Source organism: Shouchella phoenicis, from assembly GCF_047238345.1.
Classification (GTDB): Bacteria; Bacillota; Bacilli; order Bacillales; family Bacillaceae_D; genus Shouchella.
The window spans coordinates 1442952-1457869 of sequence record NZ_JBDFMQ010000001.1 but is presented as its reverse complement, the minus strand read 5'-3'; the positions used below and the strand labels follow the sequence as shown (position 1 = coordinate 1457869).

General features: G+C 39.7%; 18 protein-coding genes. 2 read left to right on the top strand and 16 right to left on the bottom strand.

The features are described 5' to 3' along the window. Nucleotides 1–177 precede the first annotated feature (177 nt). From recO to rpsU, 15 genes are all read right to left on the bottom strand, one after another. Nucleotides 178–957 (bottom strand): DNA repair protein RecO, encoded by a 780-nt coding sequence (gene recO / locus ABC361_RS07935; protein ID WP_413073485.1) that lies wholly within the window; start codon nucleotides 955–957, stop codon nucleotides 178–180. A gap of 28 nt (nucleotides 958–985) precedes the next feature. After that, nucleotides 986–1129 (bottom strand): YqzL family protein, encoded by a 144-nt coding sequence (locus ABC361_RS07930; protein WP_413073484.1) that lies wholly within the window; start codon nucleotides 1127–1129, stop codon nucleotides 986–988. 199 nt (nucleotides 1130–1328) lie between these two features. Further along, nucleotides 1329–2237, bottom strand: a complete 909-nt coding sequence (era, locus tag ABC361_RS07925) for a GTPase Era (protein ID WP_413073483.1) — start codon at nucleotides 2235–2237, stop codon at nucleotides 1329–1331. After that, nucleotides 2215–2628 (bottom strand): cytidine deaminase, encoded by a 414-nt coding sequence (locus ABC361_RS07920; RefSeq protein ID WP_413073482.1) that lies wholly within the window; start codon nucleotides 2626–2628, stop codon nucleotides 2215–2217. Before ABC361_RS07920 ends, era begins: the two co-directional genes overlap by 23 nt. Nucleotides 2629–2640: 12 nt before the next feature. Beyond that, a complete protein-coding gene (locus ABC361_RS07915) occupies nucleotides 2641–3030 on the bottom strand; it encodes a diacylglycerol kinase family protein (protein ID WP_413073481.1) in 390 nt (129 codons plus the stop codon). After that, the gene (gene ybeY, locus ABC361_RS07910; protein WP_413073480.1) at nucleotides 3005–3478 is read right to left on the bottom strand and encodes an rRNA maturation RNase YbeY; all 474 of its coding nucleotides are present in this window, start codon (nucleotides 3476–3478) and stop codon (nucleotides 3005–3007) included. The genes ABC361_RS07915 and ybeY overlap by 26 nt, the downstream gene beginning before the upstream one ends. 11 nt (nucleotides 3479–3489) lie before the next feature. Then, complete coding sequence (locus tag ABC361_RS07905) at nucleotides 3490–5631, bottom strand: HD family phosphohydrolase (protein ID WP_413073479.1); 2142 nt, start codon at nucleotides 5629–5631, stop codon at nucleotides 3490–3492. Between the two features lie 29 nt (nucleotides 5632–5660). Further along, nucleotides 5661–6632, bottom strand: a complete 972-nt coding sequence (locus ABC361_RS07900) for a PhoH family protein (RefSeq protein WP_413073478.1) — start codon at nucleotides 6630–6632, stop codon at nucleotides 5661–5663. Between the two features lie 5 nt (nucleotides 6633–6637). Then, complete coding sequence (gene yqfD / locus ABC361_RS07895; protein WP_413073477.1) at nucleotides 6638–7825, bottom strand: sporulation protein YqfD; 1188 nt, start codon at nucleotides 7823–7825, stop codon at nucleotides 6638–6640. Nucleotides 7826–7841: 16 nt separating this feature from the next. After that, on the bottom strand, nucleotides 7842–8129 hold the full coding sequence (yqfC, locus tag ABC361_RS07890; RefSeq protein ID WP_413073476.1) for a sporulation protein YqfC: 288 nt from the start codon (nucleotides 8127–8129) through the stop codon (nucleotides 7842–7844). A gap of 157 nt (nucleotides 8130–8286) precedes the next feature. Continuing rightward, the gene (locus tag ABC361_RS07885) at nucleotides 8287–8850 is read right to left on the bottom strand and encodes a hypothetical protein (RefSeq protein ID WP_413073475.1); all 564 of its coding nucleotides are present in this window, start codon (nucleotides 8848–8850) and stop codon (nucleotides 8287–8289) included. A 56-nt stretch (nucleotides 8851–8906) separates the two neighbouring features. Continuing rightward, a complete protein-coding gene (gene floA / locus ABC361_RS07880) occupies nucleotides 8907–9923 on the bottom strand; it encodes a flotillin-like protein FloA (RefSeq protein ID WP_413073474.1) in 1017 nt (338 codons plus the stop codon). A gap of 23 nt (nucleotides 9924–9946) precedes the next feature. After that, nucleotides 9947–11287 (bottom strand): NfeD family protein, encoded by a 1341-nt coding sequence (locus ABC361_RS07875; protein WP_413073473.1) that lies wholly within the window; start codon nucleotides 11285–11287, stop codon nucleotides 9947–9949. A 158-nt stretch (nucleotides 11288–11445) separates the two neighbouring features. Further along, nucleotides 11446–11889, bottom strand: coding sequence for a GatB/YqeY domain-containing protein (locus tag ABC361_RS07870; RefSeq protein WP_413073472.1), 444 nt, complete (start codon nucleotides 11887–11889; stop codon nucleotides 11446–11448). Nucleotides 11890–11915: 26 nt separating this feature from the next. Continuing rightward, complete coding sequence (gene rpsU / locus ABC361_RS07865; protein WP_035396344.1) at nucleotides 11916–12089, bottom strand: 30S ribosomal protein S21; 174 nt, start codon at nucleotides 12087–12089, stop codon at nucleotides 11916–11918. Between the two features lie 183 nt (nucleotides 12090–12272). Here rpsU and ABC361_RS07860 point away from each other — a divergent pair, with 183 nt between their 5' ends. After that, a complete protein-coding gene (locus tag ABC361_RS07860) occupies nucleotides 12273–13211 on the top strand; it encodes a Na/Pi symporter (protein ID WP_413073471.1) in 939 nt (312 codons plus the stop codon). Between the two features lie 42 nt (nucleotides 13212–13253). Next, a complete protein-coding gene (locus ABC361_RS07855; protein ID WP_413073470.1) occupies nucleotides 13254–14183 on the top strand; it encodes an aldo/keto reductase in 930 nt (309 codons plus the stop codon). Between the two features lie 29 nt (nucleotides 14184–14212). On the opposite strand, the gene deoC is transcribed toward ABC361_RS07855, so the two are convergent. After that, a complete protein-coding gene (deoC, locus tag ABC361_RS07850) occupies nucleotides 14213–14887 on the bottom strand; it encodes a deoxyribose-phosphate aldolase (RefSeq protein WP_413073469.1) in 675 nt (224 codons plus the stop codon). Nucleotides 14888–14918 lie beyond the last annotated feature (31 nt).

Here is a 14918-nt window from a genome sequence, read left to right as displayed (position 1 = left end):
TCCACCCTATTTATTAAACACAAGCGTGTTTAATCACTTTATACGGTCTTATGCTAAAGAGTGCCTCGCACATTCTTGGTTCTTCAGCTCACACCATTCTGAAGTCGCTAGAAACCAATGTCTGAATATGCTTTTTCTCCTATCACTGCATTTTAGTCATGTTCCATTATTTTACCTTTATTCTTTCGTACCGTCAACCTTAAAATGATCGGGGTCCACTTTCTTTAATTGGTCAATAAACCGCTGCGACTTTAATGTGACGCCAACATATTCTTGGTAGTAGGAAGAAATGATTTGAGCTAAACGCGCTTTTGTTTCTCGCTTAATTGAAATCGCACCGACTTTATTTAAATCCACGTAATAAAGGGTTCGAATCAACTTTACCATTGACAACGTAAGGGGAAACGCACGTTCATCACGAGGAGCGCAAACTCTGCATAAGAAACCAGCAAATGTTAAAGAAAATACGACTGGATCTCTCTCAACTGATCGACAACTTGCACAGCCATCAATATTTGGCTTTGCACCTGCTATTGAAAGCATTTTCAAATCAATAATTCTCGCAATGATTTCTGGATCTTGCCCTTTGTCAATCTGTTCGATCGAAAGATATAGCCAATCAAATAAAAATAAATACGGTTTGCGTTCTTCCGTTAATTTATCCATTAACTCTGTTATATAAGCAGCATAGGCCGCCTTAAATAGATCAAAATGCACATGCTTAAACGATTTTATGATCTCGCCTTGGCTAATGGTCGGTAAACCATTACCTTTAAAATAGACAAATGAACCATGAACAAAGGGTTGCATAACGGCAGCATAACGACTATTTGGCTTTTTTGCTCCTTTAGCCATCAGTGTTATTTTGCCGTGATCTTTCGTAAGTACGGTTGCAATTTTGTTCGATTCACCATAATCAATTGTTTTTAAGATAATTCCTTCTTCTTTTATTAACATATTAAATCCTTACAGCAAGTCTCTGCTTTTAAGAAAGAGTAGGGTCCACCTGGTCATCTGAGGGTACTACTTCCCCCTCCTCCATGTCATTATCTCGCTCCAATTCTTTGTGGAGTAAATAAGTTTCAATGTTTCCCGTCTGTGAAAAAACTTTCCAAGATAGAACAAGCACTGTTTTACAACTCCTCTCAATCGTTCTTATGAAGTATGATGACCTAAACTTACTATACTCATCCGATGGAAATATTGTTAATTAGCAGAGCTTGACTTTTTTATTTTTTACGATTCTCGTCTGTCATTATCATATCTTTTTGTATAACAAAAAACAATGGTCCAACACCCAGTTTGAACCATTGTTTCCATTTAATATTCTAATATTCGTCTTCGTTAAATCCGTAATCTCGAAGCTGAGAGGGGCGATTGCGCCAGTCTTTTTGAACTTTTACCCACAGCTCTAAAAAGACACCTGAGCCAAGTAATGCCTCGATATCCACCCTTGCTTTTTGGCCAATATCTTTCAACATTGAGCCATGTTTGCCAATAATAATCCCTTTTTGTGAAGACCGCTCCACAATAATGGTTGCACCGACGTACACTTTCCCATTGTCTCTTCTCTTCATTTGTTCAATAACGACCGCTAGGGAATGCGGAATCTCTTCCTTCGTTACGTGTAATGCTTTTTCCCGAATAAGCTCCGCAACAATAAAGCGTTCTGGATGATCCGTTACTTGGTCGCTCGGATAGTATTGCGGCCCTTCTTCAAGATGACCCATAATTTGATTCATCATTGTCCCAACGTTGTCACCTTCTAATGCAGAAACTGGTACAACTTCTTCAAATTCATAACGCTCACGATAGGCATCTATGATTTCGAGAAGAGCGTCTTTCGTTACTTTATCAATTTTATTAACGATCAAAAAGACAGGTGTTTTTGTATCTTTTAAACGATCAATAATATATTGTTCTCCAGGTCCGAACTTAGCATCTGCATCAATAACATATAAAATTAGATCGACTTCTCGTAATGTATTTGTCGCTACTTTCATCATAAAATCGCCAAGGCGATGTTTTGGCTTGTGAATGCCTGGTGTATCAATAAAGACGACTTGTGCGTCATTTGTTGTAAGAACACCTTGAACTTTATTTCTTGTTGTTTGAGGCTTGTCCGACATAATGGCAATTTTTTGCCCAATTACTCTGTTTAACAACGTAGATTTCCCAACGTTCGGTCTGCCGATAATAGAGACAAAACCCGACTTAAATGTTTCTTCTTGATTCATTCATATCCTCCGCTTTAAAAAAACCTGGTAATAGTGCTTCAATTGTTGTTTCTTGCCAATCCCCATTAAGATTACTTAAATATACAGGCATTGTTGGTTCACATAATTCGGCCAATACTTGTCTACATGCACCGCACGGCGATACTGGATTTGGTGTATCAGCCGCAACCGCTAATGCTTGAAACGGAGCATGACCTGGCTCATATGCTTTAAATAGCGCCGTTCTCTCTGCACAATTCGCTAAACTATAGGCTGCATTTTCGATATTTGCGCCTTTTATGACTGTGCCATCGGCTAATAACAAGGCGGCCCCTACTTTAAATGAGGAGTAAGGAACATATGCCTGTTCTCTTGCTTCAATTGCTTGTTCAATAAGTGCTGCTTTTTCCATTTAAACTCCTCCTTAACGAAACATTGATAGTAAATAAGGCACAAAGATAATTAATCCTATTATAACCGCTATCATACAAAAGATAAAAACACTTGCTGCACCAATATCTTTCGCTCGTTTTGCAAAAGGATGGTACTCTTCTGTCACTAGATCTACTGTTCGTTCAATCGCCGTATTTAACGTTTCTGCAGTTAATACGCCTCCCATGACAAGTAAAAGAACCACCCATTCCATGGCTGTCACGGAAAAAAACCAAGCCATTCCGCAAATGACTATTGTGCTTATTAAATGAATCTGCATGTTTTGTTCATTTTTTATTACATATCCAAGACCCGAAATTGCAAAGTTGAATGAACGAATTAAACGTTTGACCCCTCTACGGTTTCGATCTTCCCATGCCATAGGATTCTAGAATCTCCTCTTGTTTAGTAAACATTTCCCTTTCTTCATCTGATGATTGATGATCATAGCCGAGCAGATGTAAAAAGCCATGGACAACTAAAAATGCGAGCTCACGTTCAAACGAGTGATCATATTCTTCGGCTTGGCGATGAATATGAGAGACCGAAACAATAATATCTCCTAACAAATTCGGCATACCTTCCATCTGTTCATATTCTTGTTCGCCATCATTTAATGCAAATGACAATACATCTGTTGATCGGTCAATGCCACGATGCTCCAAATTCAATTCGTGAATCGCCGCTTCCGTCACGAACGTAACGGAGAGTTCAGAATCTGCTTGGACGTGCTCTTTTTTTCCGGCAGCCAAAAGAATCTCGTGAACAAGCTTTGTTTGTTCTTCTGTTAAGGTTTCTGTCTCATCGACTATGTCAATCTCAATCATCATTTTACTCCTTTTTAATCATCATCAGGATATTCAATTCGCTGATGAAATGTGCCATTTAATGTCTCACACATGGATAATTTAATTTGATTTAACTCTTTTAACGTTAAATCTGATTCATCAAATTGCCCATCCTCTAACTTATCTTTAATAATTTTATCAACTAATTGCTCCACTTTATCCGGCGTCGGCTTTTGCATGGAACGAACTGCCGCTTCTACACTATCAGCAATGGAAATAATTGACGTCACTTTCGTTTGTGGTTTTGGTCCTGGGTACCGAAACTGTATTTCCGGAATATGCTGTTTGTCATCATCTTGCTTTGCTTTGTAATAAAAAAACTTCAACAAGCTTGTACCATGATGTTGCTCAGCAATATCAACAATTTCTCGCGGCATTTTGTGCTGCTTTAACAATTCTGCACCATCATAAGGGTGAGAGATAATAATGGTTTTACTTAACTGTGGTGAAATTTTATCATGAGGATTATCCCCTTTTAATTGATTCTCTATAAAAAATCGCGGCCGTCGCGTTTTTCCAAGATCATGATAATAGGCGCCAACCCTTGCAAGCAAGCCGTTCTCCCCTAAGGTTTCGCACGCTGCTTCTGCTAAATTTCCAACAACGACGCTATGATGATAGGTTCCAGGTGCCTCTGTTAAAATTTTTCGCAGTAGTGGATGATTTGGATTAGACAATTCAATTAATCGAGCCGTTGACAACACGCCAAAGCCGGTCTCAATAAATGGTAACAATCCAATCGTTAAAACAGATGCGACAAAAGCGGCTAAAAATGCGGCTAAAAAGTAAAAACCTAGTTCGACCCAGTTTAAGTAAATGCTTTTCATTAAAAGCAAAGCAACAACTGTCAAACTGTTTGCACATAAAACAAAGAAGCCGGCTTTTAAAATGCGCGTTGCTTTATTCGATTGATTTAAGAAATAGATCCCTGTCAGCGATCCCACTAAAATATAAAAACCATAAACGAAAGCAAATGTACTTGATGAATCATGATTATAGAAGACACTACCGATGATCGCAAATAAAAAGCTGGTTACGATCGCTATTTTTGGATGAAGCAGTAGCGTTAACAGCATCGCCCCTGCTGCGGCTGGTACGGCATATCCAATTCCTGGTACAGATATAACGGTTTCAAGATAACTATACAATTTCATTAGCACCAAAATAACGGTGAAGACGATTGAAAACATCAGTAAATGCGAATTGTTTGTTGCAACAGAGGTATTTGAATCATTTAAGAAAAACGTCAACATACCGACTAAAAGCACGACAAACAAAGCAAGTCCAATGTAGGGAAAGATAATCGTGGCTTCGTCAAGTAATCCAACTAAACGAAGTTGTTCATACATTTCATATGTAACTAAGTCGCCTTCTTTAACAATTAACTCTCCTTCACGTATTAAAACAGGGTCAACTGAATCAGCCGCTTCTTGCCTTAACCGTTGAGTCGCTTCTGAATCGTACGTCACATTAAACACAATCGCTAAATCAACCACGTCAATAATTGAATCACGAACTTCTTGCGATAGACTTGTGACTTCAAGGATTTGCTCTTCAGCCTCTTGCTTTGATTCCTGTAAATCGCCAACTTTTATCGGCTGGCTCATTATTTCGTGTACAGTGTTGACTGCCGCTTCATGCGCAGACTGAAACTGAAAATCAGATGCCGTTACTAATATTTCAAGCGCTTCATCTGGTAAATCCGCGTTTGTAGAAGCTGACAAATCGGCGCGTATGTCTTCAATTTGATCAGAGACTGATGCAGCTTCGTCCTCATCTTCTGAAGCATCTTGTTCACGAACGAGGCGAATAATCGTAAAAATATCATTCACTTGCTGAACGCGATCTTCTTCATAATTTTGATTATGACGCATCTGGCTTTCTACAGAACTTACAGCTTCTGTGCGCCTTTGTTCTGTTGCCACTCGATTCTCAACAGTCATAGGTGCTCGAATATCTTGTTCAGCAGGCTCAGACAAGTTTACTTCTAATTGCTCAGGTATAATGTTGTCCAACATTAAGCCGTACATAATAAAGCCAAGTATTGTAAAAATGACTGTACGTATATACGGCTGTTGTTTTATTTTTTGCCACCACTTTCTCGGGGCCGACACTTTAGGCTTATCCTCTTCCACATATAGTCACCTCACTAGGCTCTACACACTCACTTTTCGTCAGCTTGCTCTTCCTTTTCGTACGCATAAAGGATGCGCTGAACGAGCACATGACGAACGACATCAGAAGCTTGAAGGTATACAAACCCGATACCCTTTACTGATTTCAATTTGCGAAGCGCCACTTGTAATCCGGATCTTTTTCCTTTAGGTAAATCAATCTGTGTAATATCTCCATTAATGACCATTTTTGAACCGAACCCTAGTCTGGTAATAAACATTTTGATTTGCTCTTCTGTTGTGTTTTGGGCTTCATCGAGAATAACAAATGAATCATCGAGTGTTCTGCCGCGCATATAAGCTAAAGGAGCAACTTCAATCGTTCCTCTTTCCATTAGTCTAGTCGTATGTTCAACTCCTAGAACATCGTGGAGTGCATCGTAAATCGGTCGTAAATACGGATCAACTTTTTCTTTAAGATCTCCTGGTAAGAACCCTAAACTTTCTCCTGCTTCTACAGCCGGTCGAGTTAAAACAATCCGGTTTACTTTGCCATCCTTCAATGCTGAAACCGCCGAAACAACCGCTAAGTATGTTTTGCCTGTTCCTGCAGGACCTACGCCAAACACCATATCATGTTTTTTTATCATGGAAACATAGTGTCGCTGACCCAATGTTTTCGCACGGATGGCTTTTCCTTTGACAGTCGTAGCAATATTCTCGTCATACAAGTCATTTAATTCATCTAGCTTTCCTTCTTTTTCAAGTTGGATCGCATAAAACACATCTTGTTCTGACAACCGCGTATATTGTTCCACAATTGTAATAAGCGTTTCAATAATTGCTGCTGCTCGTTCAATTTGTTTTTTCTCACCTGTAATGAGAATATCTTCACCCCGAGTAACAAGCTCAATGGATAATTCTTCTTCAATTCTTTTTAAATGTAAATCATTCGGTCCATATAGTGCTTGTGCTAATTGGGCATCTTTTAAGTTTAGTTGAATCAATGATGTTTCTGACAATCGCCTCAGTCTCCTTGAATAATTGGTTTTTCTTGAGTGATCTCTTCTAGAACTTGGTAATGAATCGTTAATGAAACTTTATCACTTTCAACTGTTTCATGCAAAACTTGTTCGCCAATAATTTGTGCATCATCAGGCAAGTCCTGTTTTAAATCAAATTTGGCTTGGTTTTTTAAAACTTCAATCGCTTCTGCTTTTTCATAGGTTTTCTCGAATTGTAGCGTTTCACGTTGTTCGTCAACCGTGATTTGAAACGGAAGACGATATCCCAAAATAGAATAATCACTTTCTCTCCTGAACGTTTGATGTGCATCATATTTTGGTGCTGTGAAATTCCAAAATGGAATCGAAACATTTCCAACCGTCAAATGGTATTTGTTTTTTTGCTCCCCTGTTAATGAACGATACGTTTGCGTTAAGGGCATGCTTACAGTTGAAGTATACCATATTTCACCTTTTACTGATGCCTTTGCAGGAATTGTTTGTTCATTCCCTTCAACACCAATAAAACCTGACACAAGCAAGTCCCCTTTTTCCACAACATCATTCGTATGTTTTATTGCTGTTCCATCCTCTACAAACATGGAACGAATAACGGCTTTTTTCGACGCAACAAGGTGTCTCGGACTTAAAATTTCTGGCTCTACTTGTCGCACTTGCTCCACGACTTCAAACTCATAGTTCGTCCCTTTTCGACGCACACCAATCCAAGTTGCTTCATCCACTCGATCGGTCACATACGCTTGAATAACGTTCGGCTTTGGGAGATGGAAAATAAATTCCCCTCGTTTCACTCCTAATTCTTCAATTGCCTCTTCCAACTTTTGTTCTACTTGGGGAGAAGCCCCTTGAATGGAATACCCCCACACGATGTTTGAAAGGAGTATAAACCCAACTATAAATGCAACAATCCCTGTGACAAACCCAGCGCGCACGCGCATTTTTTTCAGCAAGAATGGCAGCCCTTCTCGCTCTTTAAAACGCAAAGTGAGATCGGTTTTCCTGAAAAATTTCCGCATGCGATGTACGTGTTTTAATTGCAGTTTAAATTGAACGCTCCCCGTTTCCGAAACGGTTACATCCCAAATATGAATTCCCTGCTTAATACAACGGTTTAACATTTGTTCAGGATAAGGTCCTGTTAACTCCGCTGTCACAACACCACCTAAAAGATTGACAAACCCATTGCGCATTCCCCTTCACTCCTTTTTACTCCTCTTTCTGAATAAACGTTACTTTATCAATTCGTCCTTCTAACAATAGTTCTTCAGGCAAAATCGTTTTCAAAACAAATTGATCCCCTGTCACAAGCAGTTGACCTTCTTTTAAAAGCAACCGTAATTCGTTCGTTGAAAATTGCAAAACCCCACGGTGGTTTTCAATATATATATGTAGCTGTCCAATCATCGTAATTCGAGGTAAGTCCATCATGACGTCAGCCGGAAGCTGCATTTGAGCAGTTACCCATTTTTTTATACGGTTCGTTAAACGATTCATAAAGCAGCCCTCCTCCTATAAATTGTATGACCAGAACCCTTGCCTTAGCACAAAAAATGAAGCGAATCGCCTGTTAAAAGGTGCTTCTTTTAAACAAAAAAAGCGTAGCACCATCGAAGGCACTACGCTTAACATACTTATATAATTTGTCTTGCACTTAACGAGACATGCGCCCTCTCGGACCACGGTTCCTACTTTTAGGAGGACCGAGCACCTCAGACCAGACAACAGCTTCCATCATTTTCTTTCTAGAGACGTTTTTGAAATCCATATTCAAATCGCCATTTGATTGTGACTGATTGGTTTCTGTTGCAATGGCAACGACTGGAGCAGCTTGATCTTTAAGCTCTTTCACCTTACGACGCGCTTCACGATGCCGTTCATACAATTCTTGCTGCGAACGGGATGAGCTAGACTCATCCGTTTGGCTTTGTGATTCACGAACAGGCTCATACGCTTGCTCAGGAGGTGCAGATTCATTAGGGAAATAATCTTCCCACCGAACTTCTTTTTGTCGTCGCTCAACTGGTTGTTGCCTTTGAGGTTGCGATTGGGGTTGCTGTCTCTGCTGAGGTTGTTGCCCCTGCTGACGCTCGTTCCCTTGACGCTCCTCTTGTTGCTGACTTGATTGCCCTAATTTTGATAAGGAACTAACCAATATACCAACAATAATAATTAAGATAAGAGGATTCGCCAAAATAAATTGAATAAACTCTGACATCCAGTATCCCCTCCTTTTAAATGGTCAAGCCAAAAATCATACGCTAAGAGGTTCTCTTAATTATTGTTGTTTCTTGGATCGTTTTCTGGGAACATATCGCTGTCACCTTTAGATGATTTACTGATAGAGTCTCTCATATCAGTGTCAGCCATGACATTTTGGTAGTTCATGTAGTCCATAACGCCCATATGTCCATTTCGTAAAGCTTCAGAAAGCGCCATCGGAACTTCCGCTTCTGCTTCCACAACTTTCGCGCGCATTTCTTCAACACGAGCTCTCATTTCTTGCTCTTGCGCTACTGCCATTGCACGACGTTCTTCCGCTTTTGCTTGAGCAATTTTCTTATCTGCTTCAGCTTGGTCGGTTTGTAGTTCTGCACCGATGTTCTTGCCGATATCGATGTCTGCAATATCAATTGATAAGATCTCAAAAGCAGTACCTGAATCTAAACCTTTTGTTAAAACGGTTTGAGAAATCATATCTGGATTTTCAAGAACTTTCTTGTGATCTTGTTGAGAACCGATTGTTGAGACAATCCCTTCACCAACTCGAGCAATAATTGTATCTTCACCAGCACCACCGACTAATCGGTCAATGTTTGCACGAACAGTAATTCTTGCTTTTGCTTTCACTTCAATCCCGTCCATCGCTACACCAGCAATAAACGGCGTTTCAATTACTTTAGGGTTTACACTCATTTGAACAGCTTCTAGCACGTCACGACCAGCAAGGTCAATCGCTGCCGCTCTTTCAAATGAAAGTTCAATATTCGCTCGTTGTGCTGCGATTAACGCATTTACAACTCGGTCAACATTACCACCTGCTAAGTAATGTCCTTCCAATCTTGAAGAATCAAGGTCAATTCCCGCTTTCACCGCTTTAATGAGCGGGTTCACAACGCGAGCTGGAACGACTCGTCTTAACCTCATCCCTACTAGCTCAAAAATACCAATTTTAACACCTGCTGCAATTGCTGAAATCCATAGTGCTACTGGCACAAATGTGAATAAAATTGCCAATAGGATAATGGCAGCCGCAACAATAATGAGTGTGATAATCATTCCGTCATCCATTTTTTATTTCCTCCCTTTTTTCTTTAATCATTTTGCTCAATTTCTCTAACAACAATTCTCGCGCCTGATGTATAGACAACTTTGAGCATACTCCCTCGTCCAATATAGCTTCCTTCAGACACAACGTCAAGGCGTTCGTCGTTAATTAACGCAATCCCTGCCGGACGTAAATCACTTAATGCCTTTCCGGTTGATCCAACAAGGTCGTGATTCGTTTCTTTAGACAAATAACCTTCTTCCGTCCTCGTCTGCGCTTGAAGCACAAGTTTTTTCCAAGGTCCTCGATCGCCAAAGAACACAAATAAAATGATGGCCGCAGCAATCGAAACGAAGAGCGCAATTGCTATAGAAATAACCATAACAGTTGCTGAAAATGAAGCCATAAACAAGCCACCAATGACTAAACCAATACCGAGTATTCCAAATATACCGAAGCCTGGTGCAAGCATTTCAACACCAATAAGTACCGCCCCAACAATAACTAAAATCAGTGATTCCCATCCTGCAAATCCCGCTACCATATGACCAAAAAAGAATAAAAGTAGCGAAGAAATCCCCATAATTCCAGGTATTCCAAACCCTGGTGAAAACAACTCCATAATTAAACCAAGGCTACCAATTGTTAATAGAATAGGAATAACTACAGGGTTTGTCACAAAACGAGCAATCTGTTCTGCGAAACTAACTTCTGAATGAACCAATTCAACATCATCTGAGTCATAGCCAAGAAAGTCTACAACACCTTCTAGATTTTGTTCAATGGCGTCTGCATATCCGACCTCTAATGCTTGATCAGCATTTAATGTCAAATACCCAGACGGAAACCCTTCAACGTCAAAATCAGCATTTGACATCGCTTCAGCATAAGCAGGGTCACGCCCACCATCAGGTCCGTTTTCTTCCGCTGCTGTTTTCATTCTACTGACCCATAGAGATTGCGCTTTTTCATTCGCAGCATTACCAGAACCATCAATTACTCCAGCGGATCCGATTTGTCCATTCGGAACCATAACAATATGATCTGCGTTTAGCGCTATATAAGCACCGGCTGAAATCGCCTCACTATTAATATAAGCGGTTACGGGAATATCTGTACTGTTGATGATATTCGCAATGTGACCAGCTGCATCAACTGCGCCGCCTGGGGTATCAATATCGAGGATAATATGATCTGCATTTTCTTCCTCAGCTTCTTCGAATGACCGCTCTAAAAATGCTTCAAGCCCTCTTTCAACAGTTTGTTCAACTGGAATTACGTATAGTTTTGTATCACTAGCGGTATCAGCTTCGACAATCATTTGTAATGGCATTAGCAAAAAAGCAAGCAAATACGCAACAAATGCGACCTTTAACCACTTGTTCACGTTTGTTTCATCCCTCCATCCTCTTCTACACGCTTCTACGATCTAAGAGCGTAAAAAGTTTCATCTTACCTAAATTTTATCATGAGTATTTTCCAAATCCAAATTAAACGCTAAAAAACCTCTGTTTTTTTAAAAAACAGAGGTTTATCAAACAAAAGTTAAGTTAACCGCTTTGCTACAAGTCGATTGACAGAACCACCGTCAGCTTTCCCTTTTACTTTTGGCATAATGGCACTCATCACTTTGCCCATATCGGCTTTAGAAGAAGCACCTACCTCAGTAATCGTTTCGCTCACAATCGTTTCCAAATCTTCATCTGATAATTGTTTAGGCATATATCGTTGGAGCAAAGCAAGTTCTTCTTCTTGCTTCAACGCTAAATCTTCACGATTCGCTTGTTTAAATTCATGGAGGGATTCTTTACGCTGCTTCACTTCTCGATTAAGCACAGTCATGCTTTCATCGTCAGTAAGCTCACGTCCGAGCTTAATTTGCTCATTTTGCAACGAGGACTTCACCATGCGAATTACGGAAAGTGTTTCTTTTTCCTTATTTTTCATCGCTGTCTTCATGTCCAGGTTTAACCTCTCAAGAAGAGTCAAGTGAAATCACCCTCTCCTAATAAAAACTAGAACTTACGTTTTCTAGCTGCTTCTGATTTCTTTTTACGCTTCACACTTGGCTTTTCGAAGTGTTTACGTTTCTTAACCTCAGCTAACGTTCCTTCTTTAGAGAGCGATCTCTTAAAGCGACGAAGTGCAGCATCAATCGATTCGTTTTTGCGAACACGAGTTTCTGCCATTCTATTTCCCTCCCTCCGAAAACAACCAAACTCAATACGTGCTTATGACACGTCTCCTATAAGTATAATACAGTAGGCGTTTTCGGTCAACTAAAAAGTCACAATATCCATTGCTGCCTATAGAAAATAGACATGCTCCCATCACTGAACCCATATAGTGTTAAAGACAAGGTGGTGACAAGCTTGGTAAAGGAATTTCTCTCATTATTAATCGTATTCATAGCTTTATTTCTATTTGGCATCTACATCTTACGTTCCGGGCTTTTACAAGTAGGAACAACCAAGATAAAGACCATACTATTAAAGACTACTGATTCACCTTTTAAAGGGCTCATTGTTGGTATTCTTATTACAATGCTCTTTCAAAGTAGTTCTGTTGTGACCGTTTTATTAGTTGGCCTCGTTGCCGCAAGCTTAATGAAATTTAAACATTCCATTGGCGTCATTCTCGGAGCAAATATTGGTTCGTGCTTCACGTTAGAATTGATCGCTTATAATGCAACTGACTTTGCGCTTCCTCTTATTGCAATAGGATTTATTTGCTTACTTTTCACCAGGTCCTCCCTCTACATAATTGGGTGCGTCACATTTGGAATTGGTTGCATATTTTTATCAATGAATGGATTGGAAACACTTGCTGAGCCTTTGCGATCGCTCCCCGTAACAGAGTACTTTTTTCAATGGACGAATGATCATTACTTAGCGGGCATTTCTGTCGGGGCTATCGTTACGACAATTATTCAATCAAGTACTGCTACAATTGGAATTGCAATGAGCTTCATTGAAGGATTGAGTTTAACGAGTGAATCAGGTGTTGCAATTATGCTAGGCGCAAATATTGGCACATGCTTCACTGCCTACATCGCCAGCATCGGCGCTGGAAAAACAGCTAGGCTTGTTGCTCATGCACATATATGGTTAAATTTGCTCGGGGCTGTGCTTTTTTATCCTTTTATTGAATTTCTCGCCCACTTCTCTTCTTTATTAAGCGAAAGTCCTAGTGTACAACTAGCCCATGCAAGTACGATTTATAATGTTGTTTGTTCGCTTCTTGTTCTTCCATTTGCTGGATCGTTTGCACGCTTTGTTCAATTTTTTGCACGATTAGAAAAAGACCGTTAAACTAGAAGAGTACGCACTAGATCTATAAGGAGGAAGTTCAAAATGAGTACACAAGAATTAGGAAACTCAGGGATAAAGGTATTCCCTATTGGTTTAGGTGCAAATGCAGTTGGTGGACATAACTTATATCCGGACCTTGACGAAGAAAAAGGGAAAGATCTTGTACGCCAAGGAATTAAAAACGGGGTTAATTTCATTGATACCGCATTTATTTACGGCGAAGGACGTTCTGAAGAACTTATCGGTGAAGTACTCCAAGAATTTAAGCGTGAAGATGTTGTCATTGCCACAAAAGCAGCTCACAAAAAAAACGGAGACGACTACGTATTTGATAATTCTCCGGCGTTTCTTAAAGAATCGGTTGATTCAGCATTAAAACGGTTGAACACGTCTTATATTGATTTGTTTTATATTCACTTTCCAGACGAAGACACTTCGAAGCGTGAAGCGGTAGCAGCATTGCAAGAATTAAAGCAAGCAGGAAAAATTCGTTCCATTGGTGTTTCTAACTTTTCAATTGAACAATTAAAAGATGCGAATGCTGATGGGTATGTAGATGTTTTTCAAGGTGAATACAATTTATTAAATCGTGAAGCTGAAAAAGAATTGTTTCCTTATATGAGAGACCATCACATTTCTTTCATTCCATACTTCCCACTTGTTTCGGGCTTATTAGCTGGAAAATATACGGTGGATACGGTATTCCCAGAAGGTGATTTACGAAACCATCAAGGTCATTTCCAAGGAACGAAATTCAAACAAAACATTGAAAAAGTAAATCAGCTAAGCCCAATCGCTAAAAAACATAACGTAGATACAGCACATATTGTTCTTGCTTGGTACTTGTCAAGACCGGAAATTGATATTATTATTCCGGGAGCAAAACGAGCTGAGCAGTTATTGGATAATGCTAAAAGTGTCGATGTATCATTATCTGAAGATGAAAAGACGTTTATTGATACATTATTTTAAAACAAAAAAGCTGGGGAATCCCCAGCTTTTTAATAGTTTGCTTGTCCTTCCAAGCCCTTAACAATCTCAACGCCTGAACTTGCGCCAATGCGCGTGGCCCCTGCTTCAACCATCGCTTCTAAATCTTTAAGATTCCTTACGCCTCCAGAAGCTTTGACACCAACTTGATCCCCAACGGTTTGACGCATAAGTTTCACATCTTCAATCGTTGCTCCACCAGTCGAAAAACCAGTCGATGTTTTAACAAAATCCGCTCCAGCCTTTACAGATCGCTCACATGCTACTGTTTTCTCTTCATCTGTCAGCAAACACGTTTCAATAATCACTTTTACGAGGGCTTTTCCTTTTGCCGCTTCAACAACGGCTTCAATATCGTTTTGGACTACGTCATAGTTTCCATCTTTTAAAGCACCTATGTTAATGACCATGTCAATTTCTTCAGCACCGTGTTTAATCGCTAATTCTGTTTCAAATTTCTTTGTTTCGGTTGCTGACTGTCCTAGTGGAAATCCAATTACTGTACAAACTTTTACATTCTCTTCTGCTTGTAAAGCTTTCGCAGCTTCTTGAACCCAATATGGATTGATACAAACAGACGCGAATTGATATTCCTTTGCTTCTTGACAAAGTTGAATAATTTGCTCCTGTTTTACATCTGCTTTTAATAAAGTATGGTCAATGTAGCTCGCTATATCTTTAGTCATATTCTATCATCCTTTCTCGTTCATTATCATA

Coding starts and splice junctions, on each gene's coding strand:
- recO (WP_413073485.1), bottom strand. CDS start 957: ATGTTAATAAAAGAAGAAGGAATTATCTTAAAAACAATTGATTATGGT.
- era (WP_413073483.1), bottom strand. CDS start 2,237: ATGAATCAAGAAGAAACATTTAAGTCGGGTTTTGTCTCTATTATCGGC.
- ABC361_RS07920 (WP_413073482.1), bottom strand. CDS start 2,628: ATGGAAAAAGCAGCACTTATTGAACAAGCAATTGAAGCAAGAGAACAG.
- ABC361_RS07915 (WP_413073481.1), bottom strand. CDS start 3,030: ATGGCATGGGAAGATCGAAACCGTAGAGGGGTCAAACGTTTAATTCGT.
- ybeY (WP_413073480.1), bottom strand. CDS start 3,478: ATGATGATTGAGATTGACATAGTCGATGAGACAGAAACCTTAACAGAA.
- yqfD (WP_413073477.1), bottom strand. CDS start 7,825: ATGCGCAATGGGTTTGTCAATCTTTTAGGTGGTGTTGTGACAGCGGAG.
- yqfC (WP_413073476.1), bottom strand. CDS start 8,129: ATGAATCGTTTAACGAACCGTATAAAAAAATGGGTAACTGCTCAAATG.
- ABC361_RS07885 (WP_413073475.1), bottom strand. CDS start 8,850: ATGTCAGAGTTTATTCAATTTATTTTGGCGAATCCTCTTATCTTAATT.
- floA (WP_413073474.1), bottom strand. CDS start 9,923: ATGGATGACGGAATGATTATCACACTCATTATTGTTGCGGCTGCCATT.
- rpsU (WP_035396344.1), bottom strand. CDS start 12,089: ATGGCAGAAACTCGTGTTCGCAAAAACGAATCGATTGATGCTGCACTT.
- ABC361_RS07855 (WP_413073470.1), top strand. CDS start 13,254: ATGAGTACACAAGAATTAGGAAACTCAGGGATAAAGGTATTCCCTATT.
- deoC (WP_413073469.1), bottom strand. CDS start 14,887: ATGACTAAAGATATAGCGAGCTACATTGACCATACTTTATTAAAAGCA.